Here is a 26,699-nt window from a genome sequence, read left to right as displayed (position 1 = left end):
GTCTCGGCCGAACTGGCCGCCGCTTAACTCCCATGCTCCGAGTCTCCCCTCCCCGCCCATTCCATTAAGGAGATTGGGGGGAGGGGAGACTCGGAGCATGGGAGTTAAGCGGCGGCCAGTTCGGCCGAGACGGTGGCGAAGGCCCAGTCGAGCCAGGGCGTCAAAGCTTCCAGATCGGAAGCCTCCACGGTGGCGCCGCACCAGATGCGCAGGCCGGCCGGGGCGTCGCGATAGCCGCCGATGTCGAGGGCCGCGCCCTCCTTCTCGAGCAGGCTGGCCAGCTTCTTGGCGAAGTCGGCTTGAGCGTCTTCCGGCAGGGACGTGATCTTGGGATCCACGACCTTCAGGCACACCGAGGTGTTGGAGCGGATCTCCGGGGTGGCGGCCAGGAAGTCGACCCACGGGGTCTTGGCGACCCAGTCGGCCAGGACCTTCAGGTTCTGGTCGGCGCGGGCCTGCATGGCCTGCAGGCCGCCGATCGACGAAGCCCACTTCAGGGCGTCGAGCGCGTCTTCCACGCACAGCATCGACGGGGTGTTGATCGTCGCGCCTTCGAAGATGTCGGCGGCGATCTTGCCGCCCTTGGTCATGCGGAACAGCTTCGGCATCGGCCAGGCCGGCGTGTAGCTTTCCAGGCGGGCCACGGCGCGCGGCGACAGGATCAGGATCCCGTGCGCGCCCTCGCCGCCCAGGGCCTTCTGCCAGGAGAAGGTCACGACATCGAGCTTGGCCCAGTCCAGCTCCTGGGCGAAGGCCGCCGAGGTGGCGTCGCAGATGGTGATGCCTTCACGGTCGGCCGAGATGAAGTCGGCGTTGGGCACGCGCACGCCCGAGGTCGTGCCGTTCCAGGTGAAGACCAGGTCCTTGGCCGGATCGACCTTGGCGGTGTCGGGCAGCTGGCCGTACGGGGCGCTCAGCACCTCGACGTCGGGCAGCTTCAGTTGCTTGGTGACGTCCGTGACCCAGTCCTTGCCGAAGGACTCGAAGGCCAGCAGTTGGACGGGGCGGGCGCCCAGCATCGACCACATCGCCATTTCGACGGCGCCGGTGTCCGAGCCGGCGACGATGCCGATCAGGAAGTCGGCGGGGACCTCCAGCACTTCGCGCGTCTGGTCGATGGCGGCCTTCAGGCGCGCCTTGCCCAGCTTCGACCGGTGCGAGCGGCCGAGGACGGCGTTCTGGAGATTTTTGGGGGTCCAGCCAGGGCGCTTGGCGCAGGGGCCGGAAGAGAACTCGGGACGAGCCGGGCGGATCGCCGGCTTGGCGAGGGTCGTGGTCATAGCGATGTCTCCCATCCTTACAGATGGACTGCGCCCCGTTGGGAGGGCGTGGCCCGCCGGCGAGAAACCGCGTTCGCGGCCAAAAGGCAAGGAGAGATTTGTCGCGGCGAGCGCTTTTATCGCGCTACGACGAAATTATTTTCCCGCGCTTCGCCGACGCCAGCTGACCAGCGTACCGATCAAGATGCACAGCAGCACGCCGGCGGTGTCGATGTTGTTGATGGTCTTGTAGTTGCGGTCCAGCGGTTGCTGGGTCACCAGATAATAGGCGTGCAGACTAAATTGCACCGCCTGGAACAGCATCGCGCCGCTCAACCACAGGCTGGCGTATCTCAGCGCGATGATCAGGAAGCCCGCCGCCACCAGGCCGTCGATCCCCAGCAGCATAAGGCTTTGGTTGTTCCTCGGCGCCAACAGATGGACCAGTTCGACGCCTAGGGTGGTGACGAGCACGATTATGGCCCCGAAGCGCTCCGACGGCGCCCCCTTGGCCAGAGCCAAGGCGCAGACGGTGAAAATCACCGCCAAGGGGAGAATCATGAAAGCGGACATAGGAATGAAAAAGGCCTCTAATCGAGATTAGAGGCCTTTTGGATTAAACTATTGCAACCTTAGACGGCTTCGCGGAGACCCGCTCGCCCTTGGACGTCGATATTGACGCCCTTGTCCTCGACGCCGGCCATCTTGGTGCGGATGCCCAGGCGCAACTTGGTTTCATTCAGTTCCGAGTGGGCCTCGACCATCGCCGAGCGCGCTTCGCTGAGCGCGCTCATGGCCTCGGCCAGCTTGGCGGCGGCGCGATCACCGACCACGGCCGAAATTCCGAGATCCTTACGCGCCTTCAGCAGATCGGCCATCAGCTCGGCCGTTTCGACCATCGCCGCGTCCACGGCGTTCTCCGATGCGAACAGCTTGGTCGCAACCCGTTGAGCAACAAATACTTTTTCCACACCCGCCTCCATTAACAAAACGCTAACGAAGAAGGTAAATAGAAAGTTAAGGTTAAGCAACGCGTAAATGCACGCAATCGTTGGCGTGACCCACGACCAACGCTGATTTGGAAGCGAAGCGTTAGGAACCTTGCGGCAAAGTGCCGCTACGATTGAGTCCCTGGGGGCTTATGAGCGACAGAAACACCCCGCGCGCGAGCCGCGAATCGACCCACGCGCCCCTCCAGGCGCGAATCGCCGGCGTGGCCTTGGCCACCACGGTGCTCGCGCTCATCGCGGCGTGTCTGTGCTTCATGCTGCAGCAATGGAGCGTGGCGCGGCAGGAGTCGCGCGCCAACCACGCCGTCCTCGCCCAGATGGCCGCCGCCGGCGCCGCCGGCCCCCTGGCCGACAACAACCTGCCCGGCGTCTATCGCGCGCTAAGCGCGGTCGCCAAGGCGCCCGGCGTCGCGGCCGTCCGCATGGTCGACACCGGCGGTCGGACGATCGCCCAGATCGGCGATCCCGCCCCGGCCGACGTCGACACCCTGACCCGCCCCGTCGAACTCAGCGGCCGCAAGATCGGCGCCGTCGTCCTGGTGGCGCGCCGCCCCGGGGTCGGCCAGATCCTGGCCCGCGACCTGGCCCTGACGGGCGCCCTGTTCTTCGGCTCGGCGGGGCTGGCGATCCTGCTGGCCAACGGGCTGGCCCGGCGTATGGCCCGCCCGATGGAGCGGCTTTCCGAAGCCATGCACGAGACCGCCGTCGGCGGGCGCTTCATGCCGGTCGAACAGGCCGCCGACGACGACGTGTTCCAGAGCCTGATCGACAGCTTCAACCATCTGGTCGCGCGGTTGCGCGCGAATGACGACGATCTGCGCGGGGCCATGGCCGAGCTGGTCAAGGCTCGCGACGACGCCAACACCGCCAACGTCCTGAAATCGCACTTCCTGGCCAATATGAGCCACGAGATCCGCACCCCGCTGAACGGCGTGCTGGCCATGGCCGAGGTCATGGCCATGGACGAACTCAGCCCCGCCCAGCGCGAGCGCCTGGCCGTGATCCGGGAATCGGGCGGCCTGCTGCTGGCCGTGCTGAACGATGTGCTGGACCTGTCCAAGATCGAGGCCGGCCGTCTCGAGATCCAGGATCGCCCTTTCGACATCGCCCAGTTGGCCCAGTCGATCCGCGAGAGCTACGCCCATCAGGCCCGCGAGAAAGGCCTGGCCTTCGAGGTCGCCGTGGCTCCCGAGGCGCAGGGCCTGTGGCGCGGCGACGTCGATCGCCTGCGCCAGATCCTGGGCAACCTGATCTCCAACGCCCTGAAGTTCACGCTGGAAGGCGCGGTCGCCGTCCGCTTCGCCTCGGCCGAGGACGGTTCGGGCCTGCGGATCGACGTCGCCGACACCGGCATCGGCGTCGCGCCGGAGATCCTGCCGCGCCTGTTCGACAAGTTCGTCCAGGCCGACAGCTCAACCACCCGCCGCTTCGGGGGCTCGGGCTTGGGCCTGGCCATCTGCCGCGAACTGGCGGCGCTGATGGGCGGCTCGATCAAGGTCCAGAGCCGCGAAGGCCGCGGCTCGACCTTCACGGTCCTCGTCGCCCTGCCGCGCGAGGAGACCTTGACCGAAGTCCACTATATCGACGACGACGAGGCCCACGCGGTCGCGCGTCCTCGGGCCCGGGCCGCCGCCAAGCCGCCGCTGCGCGTGCTGGCGGCCGACGACAATCCGACCAACCAGAAGGTCATCGAGGCGGTGCTGGCGCCGCTGGGCGCCGAGGTGACCATGGTCCCTGACGGCGCCGCCTGCGTCGAGGCCTGGAAGGCCGCCAAGTTCGACATCATCCTGATGGACATCCACATGCCGGTGATGGACGGCGTCGAGGCCGCCCGCGCCATCCGCGCGCTGGAGACCCAGGAAGGCCGCACCCGCACGCCGATCGTCGCCGTCACCGCCAACGCCCTGGCCCACCAGGTCGAGGATTATCTGGCCGCCGGCATGGAAGGCCACGTCGCCAAGCCGGTCGAGGTCAGCAAGCTCTACGGCGCCATCGAGGACGCGATCGCTTCGGCGCGGATGGCCAAGGCGGCTTAGGCGCGAACCTGCCCCCCAAATCTTCCTGAACATGGGACAACAAGCGGCTCAGAACCGCTTCAGCCGTCGCGTGTTTCTCTGACCTCAACGTCGCCCTCCCCCTCCCCGGGATCGGTCGGCGGAGATGTTCAAGAGGAACCGAACCGATGAAGAAGATCCTGATCCCGATCGTTACGGTCTCGGCCCTGGCGGCCGCCACCCTTCCCGCCGTCGCCTCGGCCCAGCCGATCAACCAACGCCAGGACCAGCTGGAGCGCCGTATCGACATTGGCCTGCGCAACGGCTCGCTGACCCGCTCGGAAGCCCACCGACTGCGCGCCGAGCTGCGCGACACCGAGCGCCTCGAGCACCGCTATCGTCGCAACGGCCTGAGCGGCTGGGAGCGCGCCGACCTCGACCGCCGCTTCGACCGCATCAGCGCCCAGGTCCGCTACGAGCGCCATGATCGCGACTATGGCTACGGCTACGGCGACCACCGCGGCCCGGGTCGCTGGTAAGCCCTGTTAGTTGAAGGTCGGCTCCACCCGGAGCCGACTCTCCACCACCGTGAACGCGCGGCCGCGCAGCAAGACGCGCGCGCCGCGGCGTTCGCATTCAAGGTCCCCGCCCCGACCGGGATAGGCCTGGTGGAACTTCAGAACCTCAGCCTCAAGCTTGTCGCCGAACAGCGGCATGAGGATGCAGTGGGCCGAGCCCGTGGTCGGGTCCTCCGGGATGCCGAAACCGGGCGCGAAGAACCGGCTGACCACCGCGTATGGCTGGCCCGGATCGGCCGTCGCGACCACCACGGTCTGGCCCGGCCCGCCGGTCGCCTCGCCGCCAATCGCCTTCAAGGCCGAGAGATCGGGCTTCAGCGCCCGCACCGTCGCCTCGTCCTTCAGCACCGCGATCAGATAGGCCCCCGCCCAGACCTCGACCGGCGTCGCGCCCAGCGCCCCGGCGAGACCGTCCGGAACGGAGGTTTTGCGCGGCGGATCGGCCGGGAAGTCCATCTCCAGCCCCTCGCCCACTCGCTTCACCGTCAACGGTCCCGACAGCGTGTCGAAGGTCAGCAGCGGGACGTCGGCCCCTAGCTCCGCGAACAGCATATGCGCCGCCGCCAGAGTGGCGTGACCGCACAGCGGCGCCTCAAGCGTGGGCGTGAACCAGCGCAGGCCATAGCGCGCCGGATCGTTGGTCTTCAGCAGAAAGGCTGTCTCGGCCTGGTTGTTCTCGGCCGCCAGGGCCTGCATCCAGGCGTCGCGAGGCCAGGCGTCGAACGGCTCGACCACGCAGGCCGGATTGCCCTTGAACGGGGCGCTGGCGAAGGCGTCGATAGTCCACTGGCGCATGGGGGCGACCTCCCGGAAATCCGATGGACATCGCTGTTATGCGGGCGCGGATCGCCGCGCAAAGCCTTTATTGTCCCGGTGACAATCAGGGCTCGATCGAAATCTCCGGCCAGCGCGCCTTGGCCGAGCCGGTCGTGCGTTCCCAGCCACCGGCGCCTTTCAGCCGCAGCGGGTTGGGCCGCAGGCGCAGGGCGAACAGATCCTCCAGGCCAAAGGGCGCGTGGACCGTGAGGGTGTCGTCCGCCTCCAGCCGAACGCCGACGCAGAAGGCCGTGGCGACAAAGCGTTTCAAGGCGGCGGCGCTGCTTTCCAGCGGCGGATAGGGCTCGTCGGCGCCGAACTTGTCGGCGAACCACAGGTGCACACGGGCCTGGTTGCGGACCTCCACCAGATCGCGAAGCGGCGGCTCGAAGGCGGCGGCGACGCGCTTGATGACCACGTCCTCGGCCTCGTAGCTGACGTCGCTGGCGTCGTGATAGGCCAGGTCATAGTCCTTGATGCCGTAGTCCAGCGGCCGCCCGGTCAGGTGGTTCCAAACCGGCTGGTAGACCGCGCCGGAAAAGATCATCCAGTCGGACAAGTCGAGGTCGCGCGCCGTCTGCAGCACCGCCCAGGTGGTCGGGGTGGCGCGGACGATCTCGGCGAGGCGGGTTTTCAGCGTATCGGTCATGCGCGCAGCGTCCAGCCGTGGTCCAGCGGGCCGTGGCCGCCGCCGAAACCCGGCGCGCGCAGCATGGCCTCGTGGACGTAGTTCCAGGCTCGCGCCACCGCCTGTTCCAGCGGCAGGCCTTGCGCCAGACCGGCGGCGCAGGCCGAGGCCAGCGTGCAGCCCGTGCCGTGGGTGTGGCGGGTCTCGATGCGCTCGCCCTCGAAGGTCGTCTCGCCGTCGGGCGTCATCAGCACGTCGACGACGCGCTCTCCCGCCACATGCCCCCCCTTCATCAGCACGGCCTTGGCGCCCAGGGCCAGCAAGGCCTCGCCGGCCCGGCGCAGGTCGTCGGTGGTCTCGACGGTCAGGCCGGTCAGGGCGGCGGCTTCGGGCGCGTTCGGCGTCAGCAGCGCGGCGCGCGGGATCATCAGCGCCTTCACCGCGCCGATCGCGGCCTCGGCCAGCAAGGGCGCGCCGCCCTTGGCGACCATGACCGGATCGACGACCGTCGGGACAACGCCCGCGTGATCGATCGCGGCGGCGACGGTCTCGACCACGGCGGCGTCGCCCAGCATGCCGGTCTTGATCGCGTCGGCGCCGATGTCGTCCAGCACCGCCCGCGCCTGGGCGGCGATGATGTCGAGCGGGATCGGGTGCACGCCGGTGACGCCCAGGGTGTTCTGCACGGTCACCGCCGTGATCGCGGTGGCCGCATAGCCGCCGAGCGCGGTGATCGTCTTGATGTCGGCCTGGATCCCCGCCCCGCCCCCGGAGTCCGATCCGGCGATAACGAGAACGCGGCCTCGCGGCGTCTGGGCGGGAGCTTGGGACATGGCAAACGTTTAGGCGGGAATCGAGGTGATGGGGAGACCCCCGCGACACCCCTTTCCTCCGCCTCATCCCGCCCCTATTACTCCTACTAATAAGCGGCGCGCAGCCGCATCGCGTCAGGGAGTTTCGCGCATGGCCCATTGTGATTGCCGCCCCGTCGGTCCGCGTTGGCCCAGACGCGACGTGCTCGCCGGCGGCTTGGCGGCGATGGCGGCGACACCGGCCCTGGCGACCCAGCCTCGGCCCCACGGCGGCGCCCCCCTCTCGGCCTTCGACATGCGCGATGTCGAGCTGCTGGACAGTCCCTTCCTGCACGCCCAGCGTCAGACCGAGGGCTATCTGCTGTCGCTCGAGCCCGATCGCCTGCTCAGCGCCTTCCGCACCAACGCGGGCCTCGCGCCCAAGGCTCCGCCCTATGGCGGCTGGGAGTCCGAAGCGACCTGGGCCGACATCAACTGCCACGGGCACACCCTGGGCCACTACCAGTCGGCCTGCGCGCTGATGTATCGCTCGACCGGCGACGCGCGCTTCAAGCAGCGCGTGGACTACATCGCCGACGAGCTGGCCGCCTGCCAGGCCGCCTCGAACTCAGGCCTGGTCTGCGCCTTCCCCATGGGCCCCGCCCTGGTCGAGGCTCATATCCGCGGCGAGAAGATCACCGGCGTGCCCTGGTACACGCTGCACAAGGTGTTCGCCGGCCTGCGCGACGGCTGGCAATTGGCCGACAGCCAGACCAGCCGCACGGTGCTGCTGCGGCTGGCCGACTGGACGGTTCAGGCGACCGCGCCGCTGTCCGACGCTCAGTTCGAGGCCATGCTGGCGACCGAGCACGGCGGCATGAACGAGGTCTTCGCCGACCTGTTCGTCCTGACCGGCGATGCGCGCTATCGCACCGCCGCCGAGCGCTTCTCGCACAAGGCCCTGCTGACCCCGCTGGCGCAGGGACGCGACACGCTGGACGGCCTGCACGCCAACACCCAGATCCCCAAGGTGGTCGGCTTCCAGCGCGTGCATGAGGTGACGGGCCAAGGCCCTTATGGCGCCGCCGCCGTGTTCTTCTGGCAAACCGTGACTCGCACCCGCTCGTTCGCCACCGGCGGCTCGGGCGATGGCGAGCACTTCTTCCCCAGGGCCGATTTCGAAAAGCACGTCTTCTCGGCCAAGGGCTCGGAGACCTGCTGCCAGCACAACATGCTGAAGCTGACCCGCGCCCTGTTCGCCCAGGACCCGCGCGCCGAGTACGCCGACTATTACGAGCGCACGCTGTACAACGGTATCCTCGCGTCGCAGGACCCCGACAGCGGCATGGTCACCTACTTCCAGGGCGCGCGGCCGGGCTACATGAAGCTCTACTGCACGCCCGTGGACTCGTTCTGGTGCTGCACCGGCACCGGCATGGAGAACCACGCCAAGTACCGGGACTCGATCTACTTCCACGACGCCAAGACGCTGTACGTGAACCTGTTCATCCCGTCGAAGGTCGCCTGGAAGGCGCGCGACGCGGTTCTGACCCAGACCACGACCTTCCCGGACGATCCGACCACCACCCTGCGCTGGAGCCTGAAGCGTCCGACCGCCCTGACGCTGAAGCTGCGTCATCCGGGCTGGAGCCGGACGGCGACGGTGCTGGTGAACGGCAAGGTCGCCCTGCGCTCGAAGACGCCCGGCTTCCTTGAGGTCGCGCGGACTTGGAAGGATGGCGATACGGTCGAGCTGCGCCTTTCGATGCACACCGGCTTCGAGACCGATCCCGCTAGCCGCGAGATCGCCGCCTTTACCTACGGGCCTCTGGTGCTGGCCGGCGCGTTGGGGAGCGAAGGCCTCGCCCCTGGCGCCGACATCGTCGTCAACGAGCGGCTCTACGGGAAGTACAACGACGGCCCGTTCACGCCGCCGACGCTCACCGGCGATCCGGCCGTGATCGCCGCGCGCATTCGGCCGACGGGCAAGCCGCTGGAGTTCGCCGTGACGGCGGCCGGCGGCGGCGAGGTGCGCCTCGTTCCCTACCACCGCATTGCCCACCAGCGCTACGCGACCTACTGGCGGGTGAGCGGGGCCTAGGCCGGAGAATTGACCGAAAGCTCCTCGTCATCCCGGAAGCCTCGCAGAGGCTATCCGGGACCCAGGGGCGAGCGGCGGTGAGACGGCCCCTGGGTCCCGGCTCTCCGCTACGCTGCGGCCGGGATGACGATAGAATTTTGCTCAGTGAATGCAGGAGGCTACGCGTTCGCCCCCGCGATCGCCGCCCGAACCGCCAGCGCCTGGACCGTCTCGCGGACGTCATGGACCCGGACCGCCGCCACCCCGGCGGCGGCGCCGGCCAGGTGCGCGGCCAGCGAGCCGCCCAGGCGGTCGTCGGCTTCACGCGCCGACGGATCGATGCCGGCGATGAAGCGCTTGCGGCTGGCGCCGAGCAGGATCGGATAGCCCAGGGCGACGAACCTGGGCAGAGCCGCCAGTAGGGCGAGGTTGTGCTCCACGGTCTTGCCAAAGCCGATCCCTGGATCCAGCCAGATCTTCTCCTTGGCGACGCCGGCGGCCATGGCGGTGAAGGCGCGGGCCAGCAGGAAGGCCTCAACCTCGGCGACGACGTCGTCGTAGCGGGGAGCGTCCTGCATGGTCCCTGGCTCGCCCAGCATGTGCATCAGCACGACCTCGCAGCCCAGCTCGGCCGCGACCTCGGGGGCTTCCGGCGAAAAGCGCAGGGCGCTGACATCGTTCCAGATCGTCGCCCCCGCCTTGACCGCCGCGCGGGCGACCTCGGGCTTCATGGTGTCGATCGAGAGGGGGACCGCGCTGGCGGCTCGCACCGCCTCGATCACCGGGACGACCCGCCGGATCTCCTCGAAGGCCGAGACCGGCGCGGCGCCGGGCCGGGTGCTCTCGCCGCCGATGTCGAGGATGTCGGCGCCCTGGGCGATCAGGCGGCGCGCGTGCTCGATCCCTTCCGCCGGATCGAAGAACCGGCCGCCGTCCGAGAAGCTGTCGGGCGTGACATTGACGATCCCCATCACCTGGGGGCGCGGGGCGGCGGGACGGACGGCGAGGCTCATGGCCCGGCTTTTACCCCTCGCACAGCATCCGGTCGATGCGCCCGGTCAGGTCGCCGATGGCGAACGGCTTGGTCAGGACCTCCATGCCGTGCTCGATGTGGCCGTGGTTCAGCACCGCATTCTCGGCGTAGCCGGTGATGAAGAGGACCTTCAGGTCGGGACGCAAGGTCCTGGCCGCGTCCGCCACCTGGCGTCCGTTCAGCCCGCCGGGCAAGCCGACGTCGGTGATCAGCAGGTCGATCCGGCGATCGCTCTGCAGGATCCGCAAGCCCGCCGCCCCGTCCGGGGCCTCCAGGCACGCGTAGCCAAGCTCTTCCAGGGCGTCGACCACCAGCATTCGCACAGTGGGCTCGTCATCGACCACCAGCACCGTCTGGTCGGCGTGGGTGGACGCCAAGTCCGCGGGCGCGACCGCGGGCTCCTCGTCTTCCTCGCCCAGATGGCGCGGCAGGTACAAGCACACCATCGTGCCCTGGCCGACCTCGGAATAGATCCGCACGTGGCCGTTCGACTGGCGCGCGAAGCCGTAGACCATGGACAGGCCCAGCCCCGTGCCCTGGCCGATCGGCTTGGTGGTGAAGAAGGGATCGAACACCCGCTCCAGCGTCGCCTTGTCGATGCCCGAGCCGGTGTCGCTGACGCAGACCGAGACGTACTGGCCAGGCTCCAGCCCGTGCTCGCGAGCGATGCGGTCGTCGAGCCAGCGATTGGCGGTCTCGATCGTGAGCCGTCCTCCGTCCGGCATGGCGTCGCGGCCGTTGATGCACAGGTTCAGCAGCGCGTTTTCCAGCTGGTTGGCGTCGACCAAGGTTGACCAAAGCCCTGTCGCGGCGATCACCTCGACGTCGATCGACGGGCCCACCGTGCGGCGGACCAGCTCGACGAAGTCGGCCATCAGCCGGTTGATGGTCACCGCCTTGGGCGCCAGGGTCTGACGGCGGGAGAAGGCCAGCAGGCGATGGGTCAGGGCCGCCGCCCGGCGCGCCGCCCCCTGCCCGGCGCTCAGATAGCGCTCGACATCGCCCGTCCGTCCCTGGGCCAGCCGGGCGCCGATCATCTCGAAGGCGCCCGAAATGCCGGCCAGCAGATTGTTGAAATCGTGGGCGAGGCCGCCGGTCAGCTGGCCGACCGCCTCCATCTTCTGAGCCTGGCGCAGTTCCTCCTCGGTCCGCTCGCGTTCCGCCAAGGCCTCGGCGATGCGGGCTTCGAGGGTCTCGTTCAGGTGCCGCAGCTTGGCGTCGGTCCGCTTGCGGTCGGTGACGTCCTGGAACAGCACCGCCACCTGCTTCAGCTCCGGCGGCTCGATCCGGAAGGATGAAAGCGACAGGTGGCGGCCGGTGGCGACAAGCTCCTGCTCGAAGCGGATCGGCTCGCCCGTGCGCAGGACTTCGCCGTAGCGCGCGAGCCAAGCGTCGGCCTCGTCCGGCGCCAACTCGCGCAATGTCCGGCCGACGACGTTGGGGATGCCCGCGTGCCGCTCATAGGCGGCGTTGGCCATGATGTGGATGTAGTCGCTATCCGGTCCATGCGGGCCGTCCCGGAACTCGATGACGCAGAAGCCCTCGTGCATCGACTCGAAGAGCGCGCGGTAGCGGCGCTCCTCGGCCAGACGCGCCCGGTCGTCGAGAACGCGGGCGGTGATGTCGTTGCAGTGGACCAGCACCCCTTGCACGACGCCCTCCTCGTCGCGCACGGGCGAGGCCAGCAGGTTGCACCAGGCCTCCTGGCCGGGCCGCGTGAAGGGAACGTTCTCCAGCTTGACGCTCTCGCCAGCGCGGCCGCGCGCCACCAGTTCGCCCGCCTGGGCGATGGGAAGGACATCGGCCAAGGGGCGGCCCGCCGCGTTGGTCAGGTCCAGCATGGCTCGGGCGGCGTCGTTGTGCAGGGTCGCGGCGTGCTCACCCCAGGCCAGGAACGAGGGGATCGGCGAGGCCAGCATCATGCCGGCGGCGACCTTCAGGGCGGCGGGCCAGGCGGCCGGCGACGGCAAGCCGACTTTCGCCCAGTCGCCAGAGGCGAAGGGCGCGCCGGCCGTATCGTCTGTCAGCGTGGTGACCATCGGTCGGCGTCGCCCCGGACCGCGAACGTGCGGTGAAGCTTGAACGCCGTCCTTGCGAGCCGGTTGCAGCTGGACAAGAAAAAAGCCGACTCTCTCGAGCCGGCTTGATTCTTGGAAGCCTTGAGCGGATCAGGCGGTGACGCTGGCGCCCGCGCCCGGAGACAGCGGCACCAGCGACGGCGCCACGATGGTCTCCTTGGTCTCTTCCTCTTCGCGCTTGGGCGGAACGCCCTTCAGCACGCCGGCGATCTCCTCGCCCGAGAGGGTCTCGTATTCCAGCAGCGCCTTGCCCAGGGTGTGGAGGTCCTCGATCTTCTCGGTCAGGATCCGGCGGGCCTCGTCCAGGCCGTACTGCACCAGGCGCTTGACCTCGCTGTCGATCAGACGGGCGGTCTCTTCCGAGACGTTCTGGGTGCGGGCGACCGAGTGGCCCAGGAACACCTCGTCCTGGTTGTCGCCATAGGCCACCGTGCCCAGCACGTCCGAATAGCCCCAGCGGGTGACCATGTTGCGGGCCAGGTCCGTGGCGGCCTTGATGTCGCTGCTGGCGCCCGAGGTGATGTTCTCCTTGCCGAAGATCAGCTCCTCGGCCACGCGGCCGCCCATCATGATGGCCAGACGGCTGGTCATCTGCTGGTATTTCATCGAGTAGCGGTCGCCTTCCGGCAGCTGCATGACCATGCCCAGGGCCCGGCCGCGCGGCACGATGGTGGCCTTGTGGACCGGGTCGGCCAGCGGGACGTTCAGCGCTACGATGGCGTGGCCGCCCTCATGATAGGCCGTCAGCTTCTTTTCTTCCTCGTTCATGGCCATCGAGCGGCGCTCGGCGCCCATCATGACCTTGTCCTTGGCCTGCTCGAAGTCGCTCATGGTGACCATGCGGCGGTTCTTGCGGGCGGCCATCAGGGCGGCTTCGTTGACGAGGTTCGCCAGGTCCGCGCCCGAGAAACCCGGGGTGCCGCGCGCCAGCGTCTTGACGTCGACGTCGGCGGCCAGCGGCACGTTCTTCATGTGCACGCGGATGATCTTCTCGCGACCGGCGACGTCGGGGTTGGGCACCACGACCTGGCGGTCGAAGCGGCCCGGACGCAGCAGGGCCGGGTCCAGCACGTCGGGACGGTTGGTGGCGGCGATCAGGATGATGCCTTCATTGGCCTCGAAGCCGTCCATCTCGACCAGCAGCTGGTTGAGGGTCTGCTCGCGCTCGTCGTTGCCGCCGCCCAGGCCGGCGCCGCGATGGCGGCCGACCGCGTCGATTTCGTCGATGAAGATGATGCAGGGGGCGTTCTTCTTGGCCTGCTCGAACATGTCGCGCACACGGCTGGCGCCGACGCCGACGAACATTTCGACGAAGTCCGAACCCGAGATCGTGAAGAACGGCACACCGGCCTCACCGGCCACGGCGCGGGCGATCAGGGTCTTACCCGTACCGGGAGGGCCGACCAGCAGGGCGCCCTTCGGAATCTTGCCGCCCAGGCGCTGGAACTTGGCCGGATCCTTCAGGAAGTCGACGACCTCCTGCAGTTCTTCCTTGGCCTCGTCGACGCCGGCGACGTCTTCAAACGTGATGCGGTTCTTGTTCTCGGTCAGCAGGCGAGCCTTGGACTTGCCAAAGCCCATGGCGCCCTTCGCCCCGCCCTGCATCTGGCGCATGAAGAACAGCCACACGCCCACGATCAGCAGGATCGGCAGCAGCTGGACCAGGATGGCCAGGAAGCTGATCGAGCCGCTCTTGAACTTCACGTCGGCGTTCTTGGCGACCATGCGGTTGACCAGCTCGTCGGAGTCGAGCGGAGCGTTGACGGTCAGCACCTTGCCGCTGGCGTCCTTGGCCTGGACGACCTGGCCGGAGATCTCGGCCGACTTGATCTGACCGGCGTCCACCTGCTTGAGGAGCTGCGAATAGCTGATCTCGCCGCTGCCCTTCGTGCGCGCGTTCTGGCTCACGAAGAACACGCCCATCAGCGCCGCCACGATCACCAGCCAGATGGCTGCGTTCCGGAAATTCATTCGGTTCGTCTTCCCAACGATAGGTCTTCGCCCCTCAAGATAAGGGCTCGCGAGCGCTTGCGCCACGGACGTGACGTCCGGTCGCGGATTCTTTGTCATGGAGGCCGACCGCGGCCTCGAAACGACCGAAAACGAGCAGACGCGCGCGCCCTCCCCCTTCGACTGCAAAGTCCGGGCCGTCAAGCGCGGGCGCGCACGGCGCCGCGCCATGCCGCAGGATCAGCGGCAGGCTCGGCCGGACGGCGGCGGGCAGCTTGGCCAAGCGGATACGCTGCTCGGGCGACAGGCTCGAGGCCCGCCCCTTGAGCGCGACGACGGTCAGGGGCGCCGCGCCGGCGGCGATTTCCCAGCGGCCGTCCCAGACGCCGGTCTCGCCCGGCGCCAGCGCCAGAGGCGCGAGACCGCCCCGCGCCGTCTCGCCCGCGTCACGGCAGACCAGCACCTCCTGTTCAGCTTCGACACGGGCGCCGGCCAGGGTGGCGGTGAAGGTCTCCCCGTTCCGCAGGCGCTGGATCAAACGCTCCAGCCGATCGCCGCGCGGCGGCCGTTCGGTCCCGGCGGCGCACAGCAGGGCGGCGGCGAGATGGGCGGCGGCGATGTCGCGCGGCAGGCGGATCGCGCCAGCGTCGTCGACCGAGAAGAGCGGCGGCGGCGTGGACGACGGTGGCGGCTCGGACTCGGCCTCAACCACGCCGCCGGCCCGCGCCCGGGCCCGGGCGTAGCGCAGGTCGGTGTTGGCGGGGTCTTCCAGCCAGGTCTCGCCGTCGGCGGCCAACGAGGCCCTGATCTCCGCGCGGGTAAGGCCCAGCAGCGGCCGCAGCAGGAAGATGTCCCGCCCCTCGGGCCAGACCGGCGAGGGCGCCCATTCGCGAGGATCCGTGACCGTCGAGCCTTCGGCGCGCATGGCGGCGCCCTCGGCGAGGTCGCTGGCGGTATGGCCCAGCAGCAGGACGGACGCCCCGGCCTCGCGGGCGGCGTTGGCGAGAAGAGCGTGGCGCGCGCGACGAGCGGCGGCGGGGAGGCCGGAGGCCGGCTTAGGGCCGGTCCAGGCCAGAGCGCGAACGTCCGCGCCCAAGGCCTGCGCCTTGGCGAGCGCATCCTTGGTCCAGCGTGCGCTGTCCGGTTGCAGCTGGTGATCGACGACCAGGGCCAAGACCGAGCGGCCGCGCGGTCGCGCCCAGTCCAGCGCCGTTTTCAGAAGAAACAGGGAGTCCCCGCCGCCGGAGAAGCCGACGGCCACCGGGGCGGTGGAGATGGGGTCCAAACGGCGGTCGAAGGCGCCAAGAAATCCCTCTCTCTTAGAGAGAGGGAGGGGCCCGCCGCCGGAGGCGGTGCGAGGGTGAGAGGTTTCACCGTCCACCGGACAATCCCTAGCCCTTCACGATGCGGCGGCGATCCGCGCCAAGTTCGGCGAGAGCGTACCCTCTCACCCTCCCATCGCAAGCGATGGGCCCCTCCCTCTCTCCCTGAGAGAGGGTTCAGGCTTTTACGAACACTTCGCCGCGACGCGTGTGGAAGCCGCGCGGGAGGTAACCTGCGACGGCGCTTTCGGATAGCGCTTGGAGAGCTCGTCCAGAGTGCGGCACGCCTCGGCGGTCTTTTTCAGCGCCACCATCGAGCGGGCCAGCTTCAGGGTCGCGTCCGGCGCCCAGGTCGACTGCGGCCAGCCGCGGATGGCGCCGATATAGGCGGCGGCGGCGTCGGTATAGGCTTCGCGGACAAAGAGCGTCTCGCCCAGCCAGTAGCGGGCCTCTGGCGTCTTGGCGTTGTCGGGATAGTTGACGACATAGGCCGAGAAAGCCTGCTCGGCCTTGGCGTAGTCGCCGTCCAGCAGCAGTTGGCGGGCCTGCTTGAAGGCCACGGCCGGATCGGCCGGCGGCGGAGGCGGCGGGGGGACCGCGCCATCGGCGACCGGGGCGGCGCCGGCGACCAGCTGACCGTTCGCGGCGGCCGCCTGCAGGTCGGCCAGCGTCTTCTCGATCGCCGCCAGGCGCTGCTCCAGCGCGTCGGCGCGGGCCTTCTGGTCGGCGGCGGCCTTGTTGGCCTTGGTGAGCTCGAAGGTGACGGTCTCGTTCTGGCCGTTCAGCTTGGTCAGGGTCTGTTCGAGGTCCGTGACCCGGTCGTTCAGGGCGGCGATCTGGGCGTCGGTCTCGGCCGGCTGGACCACCACCGGCTTGCCGGTGTCGCGGCCCTGGAAGACGATCGACCGCAGCTCGCGGACCACCTTCTCCATCCGCTCCACGCGCTTGACCGAGCGGTCGTCCAGCGGATCGGCCTCCGGCAGCGGGGTCTGCGCCACGGCCACGGCGGCGCTGGACGCGAACAAGACGGCGAGCAGGGCGGATTTCAGCTTCATGACCGTGATCTAGCGGTAGGAGGCAGACAAAACTAGGGCGGCTTCCCAGAAGAAAGCCGCCCCATTTTAGCTCAGCGCTTAGCGGGCGCCGTCCGTGATGGCCGTGTGGCCGTTACGGTTCTTGGCCCAGGCCTCTTCGGTCGTGCCGGCGTCGATCGGCTTTTCCTTGCCGAACGAGATCGTCTCGATGCGCGAAGCGGCGACGCCTTGGGCGATCAGGAAGTCGCGGACGGCGTTGGCGCGGCGGGCGCCGAGCGCCAGGTTGTATTCGCGGGTGCCGCGTTCGTCGGCGTTGCCTTCGATGCGGACCTTCACGGCCGGATAGCGGTTCAGCCACTGGGCTTGGCCCGTCAGGACCGGCTGGGCGTCGGCGCGAACCGAATATTCGTCGGTGTCGAAATAGACGCGGTCGCCGACATTGACGACGAAGTCCTGCACCGAGCCGGGCAGCGGCCCCTGGGCGACCGGCGGAGCCGGCGGCGGGGTGTAGGGAGCGGGCTCCTGGGCCGGCGGCGGCGCGGGAGGCGTCGGCGCGGCGGGCTGGGGCTTCGGACGCGAAGCGCAGGCGGCAAGCGAGGCGGCGGCCAGGCCGACGAGCGCCAGTCTAACGGCGCGCTGGGTGTCGAAGCTCATCCAGTTTCTCCTCAAGTCAACAACTCTGGACCCGATCCATACCTGCGACATGCCGGCAATGGACCTGCTAAATGCCTGGCGGGACCTCACAATGACGTCAGAAGTCCGTCAGGCGACGCCGAAACTCTTCCGCAAGGGAAATCCCGGCGCCTGGCGACGCCGAATTAGAACCCTGGAAACGCGCTCGCAAGGCTAAGGTTGCGCGCCTCCACGATTTGTCAGTCCAGAAGCGGCGACCAGGCCGGGTCGGAGCCCGAACCGTTGTAGGCGGCCGGCCGCAGGATCCGGCCGGTGATGTCCACCGTCCAGAGCTTGGGCACGCCGCCGCCGCCTTCGCGGAAGAACATCAGCACCCGCCCGTTGGGCGCCCAGGTCGGGCCTTCATCCAGATAGCTGGTGGTCAAGAGGCGCTCGTCGCCGCCGTCGGGGCGCATGACGCCGATGTGGAATTCGCCGCCCGTCTGCTTGGTGAAGGCGATGAAGTCGCCGCGCGGGCTCCAGACCGGGGTCGTGTAGCGGCCGCCGCCGTACGAGATGCGGCGCACGCCAGAACCGTCGGTGTTCATCACATAGAGCTGCGCCTGGCCGCCCCGGTCGGAGTTGAACACGATCTTCGTCCCGTCCGGTGAGAACGAGGGCGAGGTGTCGATGGCCGGGTCGGTGGTGATCCGGGTGGTGGAGCGGCTGCGCAGGTCCATCACATAGATGTCGCTGTTGCCGTTCTTTTCGACCGAGAAGGCGACCTTGCCGCCGTCGGGCGAGAAGCGCGGGGCGAACACCATGCCGGGGAACTTGCCGACCGTCTCCTGGCGGCTGGTCTCCAGGTTCAGCAGGTAGATCGACGAACCCGTCGGCCGCAGGGCCATGTAGGTCAGCTCCTGGCTGGTCGAGCTGAAGCGCGGGGTCATGACGATGTACGAGCCGTCGGTCAGGTACTGCGGATTGGCGCCGTCCTGGTCCATGATCGCCAGGCGCTTGATGCGGTTGAGCTTCGGACCGCTCTCGGCGACGAAGGCCACGCGGGTGTCGAAATAGCCCTTCTCGCCGGTCAGGCGCTCATAGACGGCGTCGCTGATCTTGTGCGCCACGCGCCGCCAGTTGTCCGGCGTCGAGGAGAACTGCAGGCCCAGAAGCTGCTGCTGGCTGAACACATCCCACAGGCGGAAATCGACGCGGAGGCCGCCATCGGGGCCGACCGTGACCTGGCCGTTGATCAGCGCCTGGGCGCCGGTGGTCTGCCAGTCGGGGAAGCGCGGCTGGATGTTGACGTCGGCCAGCTTGTCCGGGACGCCCGAGACATTCAGCGGCTGGAACAGGCCAGAGCGCTCGAGATTGCCGCTGATGACCTGGGCGATCTCGGCGCCCCGCGTCGCGCCCGAGAAGGCGGGGATCGCGATCGGCAGCGGCTTGACCGCGCCGGCGTTGATGTCGACCTCGATCTGCGCGGCGGCCGGCGTGACGAAGGCCGCGCCGCTCAGCAAGACGGCGGCCGCCAGCATCAGGGCTTTGAGGCGCATCGGGGTCTCCTTCTTATTCCTTCCGGACATCAACGCGAACAGGCCTGTTTTGCGTTGAAGTTCAGGGCGATTTTCTGACCGTACAGATCGGGCGGCAGATAGGCGAACGGCGAGGCGGCGAACAGCGCGCGGATGGCGCGGTCCGAGGCGGCCTTGACCACGGGGTCGGGCGAGGACGTGCCCGGCGACTCCGGCTGGCCGACGACGCGGCCGCCCGGCCCGATCACGAACACCACGCGGACATTGACGTTGGCGCCGCCCTCGACCTCGCAATTGGGGTTCCAGCGATCCTGCACCTCGCCCTGCAGGCGGCCCAGCGCCGAGGCCGAAAGGCCGGTGGCGGCGCCCAGGGCGGGACGCGCCGAGACCGAGGTCTCCTGCCGCGCAGGGCCTTTGGCCGCGTTCGAGGTCGGCTTGCCGGTCGCCTTCTTGGTCTTGGCGATGGAGGCTTCCAGCGAGGCGAAGAAGTCGTTGTCGTTCTTCTTGGTCGGCGTCGGCTTGGCCGGCGTCGGGGTCGGCGCGGGCTTGGGAACCGGCGTCGGCTTGGGCGGCGGCGCGGGGGCTGGGGTCGGCGTCGGCGCGGGCGTCGGGGCCGGAGGCTGCGGCGTCGCCTGGGGCTCGGGCTCGGGCGCCTGGGCCGTCTGCTCGACCGGCGCTTCCTCGGCCGGGCGGACGTTGGTCGGGCCGTTGGCGACGATGGTCACGGGAACCGACTCGCCGATCGTAATCGGCTTGGACGATTTCCACGGCAGGCCGAACGCGATCAAGGCCGCGACCGCGCCGTGCAGCGCGATCGAGGCCAAAAGGGCCGGAGAAACCTTTGGTTCGCGGCGGGCGATCATGTCGCCCCTACTGCGCCGGCCGCAGGTCGCCCGCGTCCGCCGCCGGTTGGGCGTCGCGGGGCGCCGCGCCCGAGGACGGGCCGCCCGTCTCGGTGATCAGGTTGATCTTGTTGAAGCCGGCGTTCGACAGGCCCGCCATCACCTGGGCGACGATCGAATAGGTGGCTCCGCCGTCGGCGCGCACGAAGATCGGCTTGTCGTAGCCGTCGCCGGCGATCGCGCTGATGCGCGGCGCCAGGTTCTCGAACGGGATCTGGGTCTCGCCGACGAAGACGCCGCCGTCCTTGCGGATCGACACGGTAATCGGCTCTTCCTGGTTCTGCAGGGCCGCGGCCTCGGTCTTGGGCAGCTCCAGCGGCACGCCGGCGGTCAGCAGCGGCGCCGAGATCATGAAGATGATCAAGAGCACCAGCATCACGTCGACCAGCGGGGTGACGTTGATCTCCGACAGGGCCCCGCGCGAGCGGCGGCGGCGGCGGCCTCGGCCGCCCCCGGTGGCGAAGGCGTCGTTGGAGGACATCGCCATGGCTTAGCGCTCGGTCAGGCGACGCTGGATCGCGGTCGACAGGTCATCGGCGAAGCCTTCCAGGCGGCCGGCGTACTTGCCCGCGTCGGTCGAGAACTTGTTGTAGGCGATATAGGCCGGGATGGCGGCGATCAGGCCGACGGCGGTGGCGAACAGGGCCTCGGCGATCGAGGGCGCAACGACGGCCAGCGAGGTGTTCTTCGACAGGGCGATGTTCTGGAAGGCGTGCATGATGCCCCACACCGTGCCGAACAGGCCGATGAACGGCGAGGCGGTGGCGACAATGGCCAGGCTGCCCAGGCCCTCTTCGACCTTGGCGGTCTCGCGGGCGATCATGGTGTCGAGAATGCGGTCGATGCGGGCGACCAGGAACGCCGTCTGGTTCTCGGTCATGGCCCGGGTCTTGGCCTCGCGCCATTCCTTCAGCGCCGCCTGCAGCATGCGCGGCAGCGCGTGGGGCGGATTGGCGCCGGCCTCGCCCGCCACGTCCTCCAGCGAACGCCCGCCTCCGACCTGCTCCTCGAAGCGGTCGGCCGCGCGGTTCAGCGACTGGAAGCGGAACAGCTTGTCCAGGATCACGGCCCAGGATCCCAGCGAGGCCAGGATCAGGCCGATCATCACGCCTTTGACGACCCAGTCGGCCTGCATGAACAGGGCGAAGAACGAGAAATTGGGGGCGGCGGCCGAGGCGTCCATGCGGGATAGGGCTCCGTTGGGGCGTCTGATCAGGACAGGTGTGCGCCGTATGGCATGAAGCGGCGCTTGGGTGAAACTATGACGAGGGTCGATCGATCCGAAAAAATGGGGACGCGGCTCTAAGCCTCGTTCGGCGGCGCCAGCCAGGGCGCCAGCTTGGCGGTCATCTCCGCCGTCGGTCGACGCGGACGTCCCGAAAGGCTGATGCAGACGGCGACCGCCTTGGCTTCCAGGAGGGTCTCGTCGCCGCGTGTGATCCGCTGGCTGACATGCAACCGCACGCCCTCGACCCGCTCGTACAGGGTGCGCACCACCAGGGCGTCGTCGATCCTGGCCGCGCGCTTGAAGTCCAACTCCATGCGGATGACCGCGAAGCCGGTGTCTTGCTCGGCCAGCTCGCTGTGCGAGATGCCGACCGCGCGAAAGAAGTCGCTCCGCCCCCGCTCCAGATAGCGCAGGTAGTTGGCGTGGTAGACGATGCCGGTGAAGTCGGTGTCCTCGTAATAGATGCGCACGGGCAACTGATGCTCGCGGCCTTCGAAGACGCCGACGGTCGGTTCAATCATGACGCGGGCGGGTCCTGGTTGACGGAATCGCCGAGCGCCAAGCCCAGAGACAGGCCCCAGGCCAGGATCGGCGCGGCGCCATAGCCTAGAACGGGCGCGGGATAGTTTCCAAACAGGTTGCCGGCGATCCAGCCGGTCCATAGAGCCGCGAGCGCCAGCGCCTCGGCGCGACGTTCGGGCCGCGCTTGCGCGACGGCCAGGAACGGCGCTGGCAAGCTGATCATCAGGACGCCTGTCACGAGGCCGAGCGCGGGATTGGCCTTCATCGTATGGGCGAGAAGTCCCTCGACATAGGGCACCGCGGGCAGGGTGTCGGGCTCGACCCAGGCGGCGTAGGCCAGGAGTCCGCCGATCACCGCGCACGCCCAGGGCGTCAGCTGACGCGGGCGCTCCACCAGCGTCGCCGCCGCGAGCGCCAAGGCAAAGGCCAGCGAGGAGGCCGCGTCGTGCTGGTACAGCAGAAGGAGAGCGACCAGGCCCGCGATCGGCGCCACGCGACGGTCGTCGAAGCCCTTGGCGAAGGCCCAGGCCGCGAACGGCAGCACCATCGACGCCGTGTGCAGCTGAACCGGCCCCAGCGCCAGCCACCGCTTTGCGCCCTCCAGCGAGACGCCGTTCATCAGCGTCAGGACCACGGCCAGGGCGCAGGCGGCCATCAGCACCCAAAGCCGCCAGCGAGCCCGTCTCCAGAAGCGCCCGACGAGCAGGGCCAGACCGAGGGCGAGCACGGCGGAGAGCCCTTGGACGATCAAGGCGTTGCGCGGCCCGCCCGCCAAGCCGATGGCGGCCAGGGAGACGGCGACGCTCACGGCGGCCAGACCGGCCGTGAACAATCGGATAGCGCCCAGGTCGCTAGCCTTCATCGAACAGACCTCCCTGAGCGGTCCCCGGCGGGGCGGCGGGCGGGGTCAGGCCCAGGTGCAGATAGGCCTTGCCGCAGGCCATGCGGCCGCGCGGGGTGCGCTGGATGAAGCCCTGCTGCATCAGATAGGGCTCGATCACGTCCTCGACCGCGTCGCGGGCCTCGGCGATGGCGTAGGCGATCGTCTCCACGCCAACCGGCCCGCCGCCATAGTGCTCGATCATGGCGCGCAGGTAGCGACGGTCCAGGCTGTCGAGACCGCTTTCGTCGACCTCCAGCCGGGCCAGAGCCAAGCCCGCCGCCTTGCGGTCGATGATGGTCGCGCCGTCCGCGGTGGCGAAGTCGCGCACCCGGCGCAGCAGACGGCCGGCGACGCGGGGCGTGCCGCGAGCGCGCTTGGCGATCTCGTCGGCGCCGTCGTCCGACAGCGGCGCGCCCATCTTGCGGGCGGCGTGCTGCAGCACGTGACGCAGCTCGGCCGGGGTGTAGAATTCCAGGCGGATCGGGATGCCGAAGCGGTCGCGCAGGGGCGTGGCCAGCATGCCCGCCCGGGTCGTGGCCGCCACCAGGGTGAAGGGCGCCAGATCAATACGGATCGAGCGCGCAGAGGGGCCCTCGCCGATCACCAGATCCAGCACATGGTCCTCCATCGCCGGATAGAGGATCTCCTCGACGTTCGAGGACAGGCGATGGATCTCGTCGATGAACAGGACGTCGTTCGGCTCGAGATTGGTCAGGATCGCCGCCAGGTCGCCGGGCTTGTTCAGCACCGGGCCCGAGGTGGCGCGGAAGTTCACGCCCAGCTCGCGGGCGACGATCTGGGCCAAGGTGGTCTTGCCTAGGCCCGGCGGGCCGAACAGCAGCACGTGGTCCAGGGCCTCGCCCCGGCCCTTGGCGGCCTCGATGAAGACGCGGAGATTGCCCTTGGCCTGCTCCTGACCGACGAACTCGGCCAGGGTCTGGGGCCGCAGGGCGCGGTCGGCCGTGGCGACCTGATCGCCCAGCTGCGGCTCGCCGGAGATGATGCGGGTCATTGACTTGCCCCCTCCGCGCCTTCGGCGCTCCTCCCCCTGAGGGGGAAGAAGGATGTGGCGTCTTCCGCCCGCCCTTGGGGGCGGACGACCGCGAAGCGGTCAGGTGGGGGGAGCCGCCGAGCCAAACTCATCGGCCAAGCTCCTGCAGGCCGGCCTTGATCAGGGCCTGGACGGTCGCTTCCTCGCCGAGACGATCGGCGGCGGCCTCGACGACGCGGCGGGCGTTCACCTCGGCCACGCCCAGCCCCATCAGGGCCGCGACGGCGTCGCCGGTCGGCGCGGGCTTGGCCGGCGCGGAGGACGCGGCGCTGGCCGCGGGCGCGGTCATCAGCACCGGTCCATCGGTGATCGGCTTGTCCTTCAACTCGGTGACGATGCGCAGGGCGAGCTTGGGGCCGACGCCATTGGCGCGGCCGACGGCGACCTTGTCCTCGCGGGCGACGGCGGAGGCCAGCTCGGCCGGCGACAGCACGTCCAGCACCGCCATGGCGGCCTTGGGCCCCACGCCCTGGATCGCCTGCAGCAGCACGAAGGCCTTGCGGTCCTCGCGCGTGGCGAAGCCATAGAGCCGCAGACCCGCGCTCTCGCTCCACTGACTTTCGATGTGCAGCAGGGTCTCCTCGCCCAGGGCCGGCAGGCGCTGCAGCGTGCGGTGACCGCAGCGCACGACATAGCCAACGCCCATGACGTCGATCAGGGCCTCTTCCTCGCCGACCTCGGCGACGGCGCCGCGCAAGCGACCGATCATGCGACCCTCCGGTGGGCGGCGCGCAGGTTGGCGTGGGTGATGGCGACGGCCAGGGCGTCGGCGCAGTCGGCCGTGGTCTTGCCGGCGGTTGGCAAGAGGCGGGCGATCATGAAGCCGATCTGGGCCTTGTCGGCGGCGCCGGTGCCGACCACCGCCTTCTTGACCAGGCGCGTGGAGTACTCCGCCACCGGCAGGCCGGCGCGAGCGGGCGCGATCAGGGCGGCGGCGCGGGCGTGGCCCAGCTTCAGCGTCGACTGGGCGTTGGTGTTCAGGAACACCTCCTCGACCGCCGCCTCGTCCGGGCGATGCTCATCGATCACGGCGGTGAGCCCCTCGAAAAGGCTCAGCAGCCGCTGGGCGAAGTCGGCCTTCTCGTCGGGGACGATGACCCCGTGAGCGACGTGGCTCATGCGCGCGCCGTCGATCGTCAGCACGCCCCAGCCGGTGCGGCGAAGGCCCGGGTCGAGGCCGAGGATGCGGATGGGCGTGCGATTCGCGTTCATCATGTGTTCTCGCACTTTCCTCGCTTCCGCCCCCGAGGAAAAGCCCTGACTTCCCTAACGACTCGTAAACGCCGCTCACTCTTGCGCCGGGAGCCGGTCGGGTCGAAAACGCCTCCATGATCGTCTCCCACTTCCGCTGCGACTGGACCCATCCGCCGAGCGACGAGCCCGTAGCCATCTTCTACGAGGTGGATGGCCGGGGCGGCGTGCCGCGCCTGATCGACGTCTTCGCCGACGGCCGCCGCGCCTGCGCCGAGGCCGAGTTCGGCGGCAGCCTGGTCGAGGGCTCCTTTCGCGACATGGCCGCCAACCTGCTGGAAGGTCACGTCGCCGAGCACGAGGGCCAGCGCCTGACGCTGACGCCAATCACCGCGGCGATGTTCGAAGACGAGTGGAAGGCCGCCGGCGGAATTTGATCCAAACCCTGGCGACGCGCGACGGGCTCCCTATCTAGCGGCCAGCACGAGGGAGACGCCGATGGTCAGCACGTCGGATGAAGGGATCCTGGCCGAGTACATGGTCAGCTACTGGTCGATGAAGCACGAGAAGGTCGACCGTCCCACCAAGCTGCTGGAGACCCTCCATATCGTCGAGCGGTACCGCGCGGGCGAGAACCTGCAAGAGGCGCGCTCGGCCTACGACCACGCGGTCTGGAACGGCGTGTCGGTTTCGGAAATGGACCAGCGCCTCGCCGATCTCGACCAGTTCATGCGCGACCTGGTCCGCGAGCGCGCGGCGCAGTGGGGCCAGCCGCACTAGCCCTTGCCGTCGCGCATCGCTCCGCGCCAATCTTCCGGCGAGGGAGATCAGCATGACGACGCGAACAGGCGGCTGCCGCTGCGGCGAGATCCGCTACGAAGTGTCGGCCGCCCCGATGTTCCACATCGCCTGCCACTGCCGGGACTGCCAATACGTGGCGGGCGGCTCGCCGAACCTGACCATGGTGTTTCCCGCCGCCTCGTTGACGGTCACGCGTGGCGAGGCTCGCGTCTTCAAGGCCAGCAGGACCAGCGGCGGCAGCTATTTCTGCGGGACCTGCGGGGTCCACGTCTTCTCAAGGCCTGACAAGAACCGCGGGATGGTGGCGGTCAAGGTCGGCGGGCTGGACGACGCGTCGGACTTCAAGGTCCAGGCCGATATGTGGATGGCCAGCGCGCCGCCCTGGCATCAGCCGCACGAGGGCGCGCTGCAATTCGAGCAGAATCCGCCGGCCTAAGCCGCCTCGACCGCTTTCACGCCGAACAGTCCGCCAACGATCAGCCGCTTTACGCCCTCGGCGTCCAGGCCCACGCAGACCTCGGCGTTCGGGGTCCCGTCGATTCGCTCGACCCGGCCCAGGCGCGGCCCGTCGACCGCCACGCGCAGGCGCGCCGGCTCGAACGTGAAGAGTTCGGGCGCGATCAGGCTGGCGGCCGCCACCGCGTCGTGCGGACGGCAGCCGTCGCCGCCCCAGACGCTCTTGTGGAAGGCGATATAGCCGACCGCCGCCTTGGTCAGGCGCGCCGACAGGGGCGAGCCGCAGCAATCGGCGCCGCGCGAGAGGTCTTCGGCGGTGACCTCGACCAGGCGACTGACGTCCAACGGCGTCAGGCGCGGCATGACCCCGGCTTCCAGGGTGCGTTGCAGCGCTTCGGGATCGCTCCAGCTGTTGAAGTCCGCGCCGCCCGCGGCCTTGCCCTCGACGGCGAAGGCGCCGGCGGTGATCGTCGGACGCCAGTCACGGAAGGCGGCCGGGTCTTCCAGCAGGCTCTTGGCCAGATTGGTCAGCGGCCCCAGGAACAGACCCCGCACCTTGCGGCGCGCGGCGAAGGCCAGGAAGTTCGCCGAATGGCCGCGCTCCAGCTCCGGCAGCTTCCAGCGCTGCGAGAAGCCCGCGCCGTTCAGGCCGTCGACGCCGTGGGCGGGCCGCATCCGTTCGACCCGGCGCTTGGCCAGGCCCGAGCCGGCGCCGATATAGACCTCGGCGCCGCAGCCGGCCAAGCGCAGCACGCCGCGCGCATTGGCGGCGGCCTGGTCGACATAGGTGTTGCCGAACACGGCCGAGACCGACACCACCTCGACCGCCTGTCTGGCGCGCGCCAGCAGGGCCAGCGCCAGGGCGTCGTCCACGCCGCAATCGGTGTCGATGTGAACCCGCAGGACCATCCCGCCACTCTAGCCGGGAGGGATCACGGGGAG

Annotated in this window: 26 protein-coding genes and 2 pseudogenes; 6 read left to right on the top strand and 22 right to left on the bottom strand. The window is 69.1% G+C overall.

Features of this window, described 5'->3' with window-relative positions:
- Positions 1-104: 104 nt before the first annotated feature.
- From AX690_RS16895 to AX690_RS16885, 3 genes are all read right to left on the bottom strand, one after another.
- Complete coding sequence (locus tag AX690_RS16895; RefSeq protein WP_066686754.1) at positions 105-1,280, bottom strand: phosphoserine transaminase; 1,176 nt, start codon at positions 1,278-1,280, stop codon at positions 105-107.
- Positions 1,281-1,415: 135 nt separating this feature from the next.
- On the bottom strand, positions 1,416-1,802 hold the full coding sequence (locus tag AX690_RS16890; RefSeq protein WP_231732226.1) for a hypothetical protein: 387 nt from the start codon (positions 1,800-1,802) through the stop codon (positions 1,416-1,418).
- 89 nt (positions 1,803-1,891) lie between these two features.
- Entirely contained in the window at positions 1,892-2,230 is a 339-nt protein-coding gene (locus AX690_RS16885) for a hypothetical protein (RefSeq protein WP_066686750.1), read from the bottom strand.
- 130 nt (positions 2,231-2,360) lie between these two features.
- Here AX690_RS16885 and AX690_RS16880 point away from each other — a divergent pair.
- Positions 2,361-4,305 (top strand): annotated as a pseudogene (locus AX690_RS16880) (ATP-binding protein).
- A gap of 146 nt (positions 4,306-4,451) precedes the next feature.
- Positions 4,452-4,802 carry a hypothetical protein gene (locus tag AX690_RS16875; RefSeq protein ID WP_066686746.1) on the top strand — a complete coding sequence of 117 codons (351 nt, stop codon included), beginning with the start codon at positions 4,452-4,454 and terminating at the stop codon, positions 4,800-4,802.
- A gap of 6 nt (positions 4,803-4,808) precedes the next feature.
- Here the strand turns inward: AX690_RS16875 and AX690_RS16870 are convergent, their stop codons facing one another.
- The 3 genes from AX690_RS16870 to thiD form a co-directional block, all read right to left on the bottom strand.
- Positions 4,809-5,636, bottom strand: coding sequence for a PhzF family phenazine biosynthesis protein (locus tag AX690_RS16870; RefSeq protein WP_066686744.1), 828 nt, complete (start codon positions 5,634-5,636; stop codon positions 4,809-4,811).
- A gap of 85 nt (positions 5,637-5,721) precedes the next feature.
- Positions 5,722-6,306 (bottom strand): nucleotidyltransferase family protein, encoded by a 585-nt coding sequence (locus tag AX690_RS16865; protein WP_066686737.1) that lies wholly within the window; start codon positions 6,304-6,306, stop codon positions 5,722-5,724.
- Positions 6,303-7,118, bottom strand: a complete 816-nt coding sequence (thiD, locus tag AX690_RS16860) for a bifunctional hydroxymethylpyrimidine kinase/phosphomethylpyrimidine kinase (RefSeq protein WP_066686735.1) — start codon at positions 7,116-7,118, stop codon at positions 6,303-6,305. The genes AX690_RS16865 and thiD overlap by 4 nt, the downstream gene beginning before the upstream one ends.
- Positions 7,119-7,248: 130 nt before the next feature.
- Here thiD and AX690_RS16855 point away from each other — a divergent pair, with 130 nt between their 5' ends.
- Complete coding sequence (locus AX690_RS16855) at positions 7,249-9,177, top strand: glycoside hydrolase family 127 protein (protein ID WP_066686733.1); 1,929 nt, start codon at positions 7,249-7,251, stop codon at positions 9,175-9,177.
- Positions 9,178-9,335: 158 nt separating this feature from the next.
- On the opposite strand, the gene folP is transcribed toward AX690_RS16855, so the two are convergent.
- From folP to ruvC, 15 genes and pseudogenes are all read right to left on the bottom strand, one after another.
- Positions 9,336-10,169 carry a dihydropteroate synthase gene (gene folP / locus AX690_RS16850; protein ID WP_066686730.1) on the bottom strand — a complete coding sequence of 278 codons (834 nt, stop codon included), beginning with the start codon at positions 10,167-10,169 and terminating at the stop codon, positions 9,336-9,338.
- Between the two features lie 10 nt (positions 10,170-10,179).
- Positions 10,180-12,305: pseudogene (locus AX690_RS16845) on the bottom strand (ATP-binding protein).
- Between the two features lie 52 nt (positions 12,306-12,357).
- Positions 12,358-14,238 carry an ATP-dependent zinc metalloprotease FtsH gene (ftsH, locus tag AX690_RS16840; RefSeq protein WP_066686728.1) on the bottom strand — a complete coding sequence of 627 codons (1,881 nt, stop codon included), beginning with the start codon at positions 14,236-14,238 and terminating at the stop codon, positions 12,358-12,360.
- A 34-nt stretch (positions 14,239-14,272) separates the two neighbouring features.
- Entirely contained in the window at positions 14,273-15,502 is a 1,230-nt protein-coding gene (gene tilS, locus AX690_RS16835) for a tRNA lysidine(34) synthetase TilS (RefSeq protein WP_066686726.1), read from the bottom strand.
- A gap of 222 nt (positions 15,503-15,724) precedes the next feature.
- A complete protein-coding gene (gene ybgF, locus AX690_RS16830; protein WP_066686724.1) occupies positions 15,725-16,594 on the bottom strand; it encodes a tol-pal system protein YbgF in 870 nt (289 codons plus the stop codon).
- Between the two features lie 78 nt (positions 16,595-16,672).
- The gene (pal, locus tag AX690_RS16825) at positions 16,673-17,242 is read right to left on the bottom strand and encodes a peptidoglycan-associated lipoprotein Pal (RefSeq protein ID WP_066686722.1); all 570 of its coding nucleotides are present in this window, start codon (positions 17,240-17,242) and stop codon (positions 16,673-16,675) included.
- Between the two features lie 203 nt (positions 17,243-17,445).
- Positions 17,446-18,744 carry a Tol-Pal system beta propeller repeat protein TolB gene (gene tolB / locus AX690_RS16820; RefSeq protein ID WP_066686720.1) on the bottom strand — a complete coding sequence of 433 codons (1,299 nt, stop codon included), beginning with the start codon at positions 18,742-18,744 and terminating at the stop codon, positions 17,446-17,448.
- A gap of 29 nt (positions 18,745-18,773) precedes the next feature.
- On the bottom strand, positions 18,774-19,586 hold the full coding sequence (locus AX690_RS16815; protein WP_066686718.1) for an energy transducer TonB: 813 nt from the start codon (positions 19,584-19,586) through the stop codon (positions 18,774-18,776).
- Between the two features lie 7 nt (positions 19,587-19,593).
- Positions 19,594-20,112, bottom strand: a complete 519-nt coding sequence (locus tag AX690_RS16810; protein ID WP_066686716.1) for a biopolymer transporter ExbD — start codon at positions 20,110-20,112, stop codon at positions 19,594-19,596.
- A 3-nt stretch (positions 20,113-20,115) separates the two neighbouring features.
- Positions 20,116-20,808 carry a protein TolQ gene (gene tolQ / locus AX690_RS16805; protein ID WP_066686714.1) on the bottom strand — a complete coding sequence of 231 codons (693 nt, stop codon included), beginning with the start codon at positions 20,806-20,808 and terminating at the stop codon, positions 20,116-20,118.
- Positions 20,809-20,927: 119 nt separating this feature from the next.
- Positions 20,928-21,374: a tol-pal system-associated acyl-CoA thioesterase gene (gene ybgC / locus AX690_RS16800; protein WP_066686711.1), complete on the bottom strand. Its 447-nt coding sequence runs from the start codon at positions 21,372-21,374 to the stop codon at positions 20,928-20,930.
- Entirely contained in the window at positions 21,371-22,237 is an 867-nt protein-coding gene (locus tag AX690_RS16795; protein ID WP_066686708.1) for an FtsW/RodA/SpoVE family cell cycle protein, read from the bottom strand. The genes ybgC and AX690_RS16795 overlap by 4 nt, the downstream gene beginning before the upstream one ends.
- Positions 22,227-23,270: a Holliday junction branch migration DNA helicase RuvB gene (gene ruvB / locus AX690_RS16790; RefSeq protein ID WP_066686706.1), complete on the bottom strand. Its 1,044-nt coding sequence runs from the start codon at positions 23,268-23,270 to the stop codon at positions 22,227-22,229. Before ruvB ends, AX690_RS16795 begins: the two co-directional genes overlap by 11 nt.
- 127 nt (positions 23,271-23,397) lie before the next feature.
- Positions 23,398-24,018 carry a Holliday junction branch migration protein RuvA gene (gene ruvA / locus AX690_RS16785; RefSeq protein WP_066686704.1) on the bottom strand — a complete coding sequence of 207 codons (621 nt, stop codon included), beginning with the start codon at positions 24,016-24,018 and terminating at the stop codon, positions 23,398-23,400.
- A complete protein-coding gene (ruvC, locus tag AX690_RS16780) occupies positions 24,015-24,536 on the bottom strand; it encodes a crossover junction endodeoxyribonuclease RuvC (RefSeq protein ID WP_197426891.1) in 522 nt (173 codons plus the stop codon). Before ruvC ends, ruvA begins: the two co-directional genes overlap by 4 nt.
- A gap of 101 nt (positions 24,537-24,637) precedes the next feature.
- On the opposite strand from ruvC, the gene AX690_RS16775 reads away from it, so the two are divergent.
- The 3 genes from AX690_RS16775 (at position 24,638) to AX690_RS16765 (ending at position 25,737) form a co-directional block, all read left to right on the top strand.
- Positions 24,638-24,937, top strand: a complete 300-nt coding sequence (locus tag AX690_RS16775) for a hypothetical protein (protein WP_066686700.1) — start codon at positions 24,638-24,640, stop codon at positions 24,935-24,937.
- Between the two features lie 61 nt (positions 24,938-24,998).
- A complete protein-coding gene (locus tag AX690_RS16770; protein ID WP_066686698.1) occupies positions 24,999-25,280 on the top strand; it encodes a hypothetical protein in 282 nt (93 codons plus the stop codon).
- 52 nt (positions 25,281-25,332) lie between these two features.
- On the top strand, positions 25,333-25,737 hold the full coding sequence (locus AX690_RS16765; RefSeq protein WP_066686696.1) for a GFA family protein: 405 nt from the start codon (positions 25,333-25,335) through the stop codon (positions 25,735-25,737).
- Here the strand turns inward: AX690_RS16765 and AX690_RS16760 are convergent.
- Complete coding sequence (locus AX690_RS16760; protein WP_066686694.1) at positions 25,734-26,666, bottom strand: nucleoside hydrolase; 933 nt, start codon at positions 26,664-26,666, stop codon at positions 25,734-25,736. The two genes, AX690_RS16765 and AX690_RS16760, sit on opposite strands and share 4 nt — an antisense overlap.
- Positions 26,667-26,699: the final 33 nt, after the last annotated feature.

The sequence above is a fragment of the Caulobacter sp. CCH9-E1 genome (assembly GCF_001556515.1).
GTDB lineage: Bacteria > Pseudomonadota > Alphaproteobacteria > Caulobacterales > Caulobacteraceae > Caulobacter.
Note: the sequence above shows the minus strand (reverse complement) of the source record. Positions and strands in the feature narration are given on the sequence as shown.

Bases quoted from the DNA above. Each gene is read 5' to 3' on its own strand.
- AX690_RS16895 (WP_066686754.1), bottom strand. From the start codon at position 1,280: ATGACCACGACCCTCGCCAAGCCGGCGATCCGCCCGGCTCGTCCCGAG.
- AX690_RS16875 (WP_066686746.1), top strand. From the start codon at position 4,452: ATGAAGAAGATCCTGATCCCGATCGTTACGGTCTCGGCCCTGGCGGCC.
- AX690_RS16870 (WP_066686744.1), bottom strand. From the start codon at position 5,636: ATGCGCCAGTGGACTATCGACGCCTTCGCCAGCGCCCCGTTCAAGGGC.
- AX690_RS16865 (WP_066686737.1), bottom strand. From the start codon at position 6,306: ATGACCGATACGCTGAAAACCCGCCTCGCCGAGATCGTCCGCGCCACC.
- thiD (WP_066686735.1), bottom strand. From the start codon at position 7,118: ATGTCCCAAGCTCCCGCCCAGACGCCGCGAGGCCGCGTTCTCGTTATC.
- AX690_RS16855 (WP_066686733.1), top strand. From the start codon at position 7,249: ATGGCCCATTGTGATTGCCGCCCCGTCGGTCCGCGTTGGCCCAGACGC.
- folP (WP_066686730.1), bottom strand. From the start codon at position 10,169: ATGAGCCTCGCCGTCCGTCCCGCCGCCCCGCGCCCCCAGGTGATGGGG.
- ftsH (WP_066686728.1), bottom strand. From the start codon at position 14,238: ATGAATTTCCGGAACGCAGCCATCTGGCTGGTGATCGTGGCGGCGCTG.
- ybgF (WP_066686724.1), bottom strand. From the start codon at position 16,594: ATGAAGCTGAAATCCGCCCTGCTCGCCGTCTTGTTCGCGTCCAGCGCC.
- tolB (WP_066686720.1), bottom strand. From the start codon at position 18,744: ATGCGCCTCAAAGCCCTGATGCTGGCGGCCGCCGTCTTGCTGAGCGGC.
- AX690_RS16815 (WP_066686718.1), bottom strand. From the start codon at position 19,586: ATGATCGCCCGCCGCGAACCAAAGGTTTCTCCGGCCCTTTTGGCCTCG.
- AX690_RS16810 (WP_066686716.1), bottom strand. From the start codon at position 20,112: ATGGCGATGTCCTCCAACGACGCCTTCGCCACCGGGGGCGGCCGAGGC.
- tolQ (WP_066686714.1), bottom strand. From the start codon at position 20,808: ATGGACGCCTCGGCCGCCGCCCCCAATTTCTCGTTCTTCGCCCTGTTC.
- ybgC (WP_066686711.1), bottom strand. From the start codon at position 21,374: ATGATTGAACCGACCGTCGGCGTCTTCGAAGGCCGCGAGCATCAGTTG.
- AX690_RS16795 (WP_066686708.1), bottom strand. From the start codon at position 22,237: ATGAAGGCTAGCGACCTGGGCGCTATCCGATTGTTCACGGCCGGTCTG.
- ruvB (WP_066686706.1), bottom strand. From the start codon at position 23,270: ATGACCCGCATCATCTCCGGCGAGCCGCAGCTGGGCGATCAGGTCGCC.
- ruvA (WP_066686704.1), bottom strand. From the start codon at position 24,018: ATGATCGGTCGCTTGCGCGGCGCCGTCGCCGAGGTCGGCGAGGAAGAG.
- AX690_RS16775 (WP_066686700.1), top strand. From the start codon at position 24,638: ATGATCGTCTCCCACTTCCGCTGCGACTGGACCCATCCGCCGAGCGAC.
- AX690_RS16770 (WP_066686698.1), top strand. From the start codon at position 24,999: ATGGTCAGCACGTCGGATGAAGGGATCCTGGCCGAGTACATGGTCAGC.
- AX690_RS16765 (WP_066686696.1), top strand. From the start codon at position 25,333: ATGACGACGCGAACAGGCGGCTGCCGCTGCGGCGAGATCCGCTACGAA.
- AX690_RS16760 (WP_066686694.1), bottom strand. From the start codon at position 26,666: ATGGTCCTGCGGGTTCACATCGACACCGATTGCGGCGTGGACGACGCC.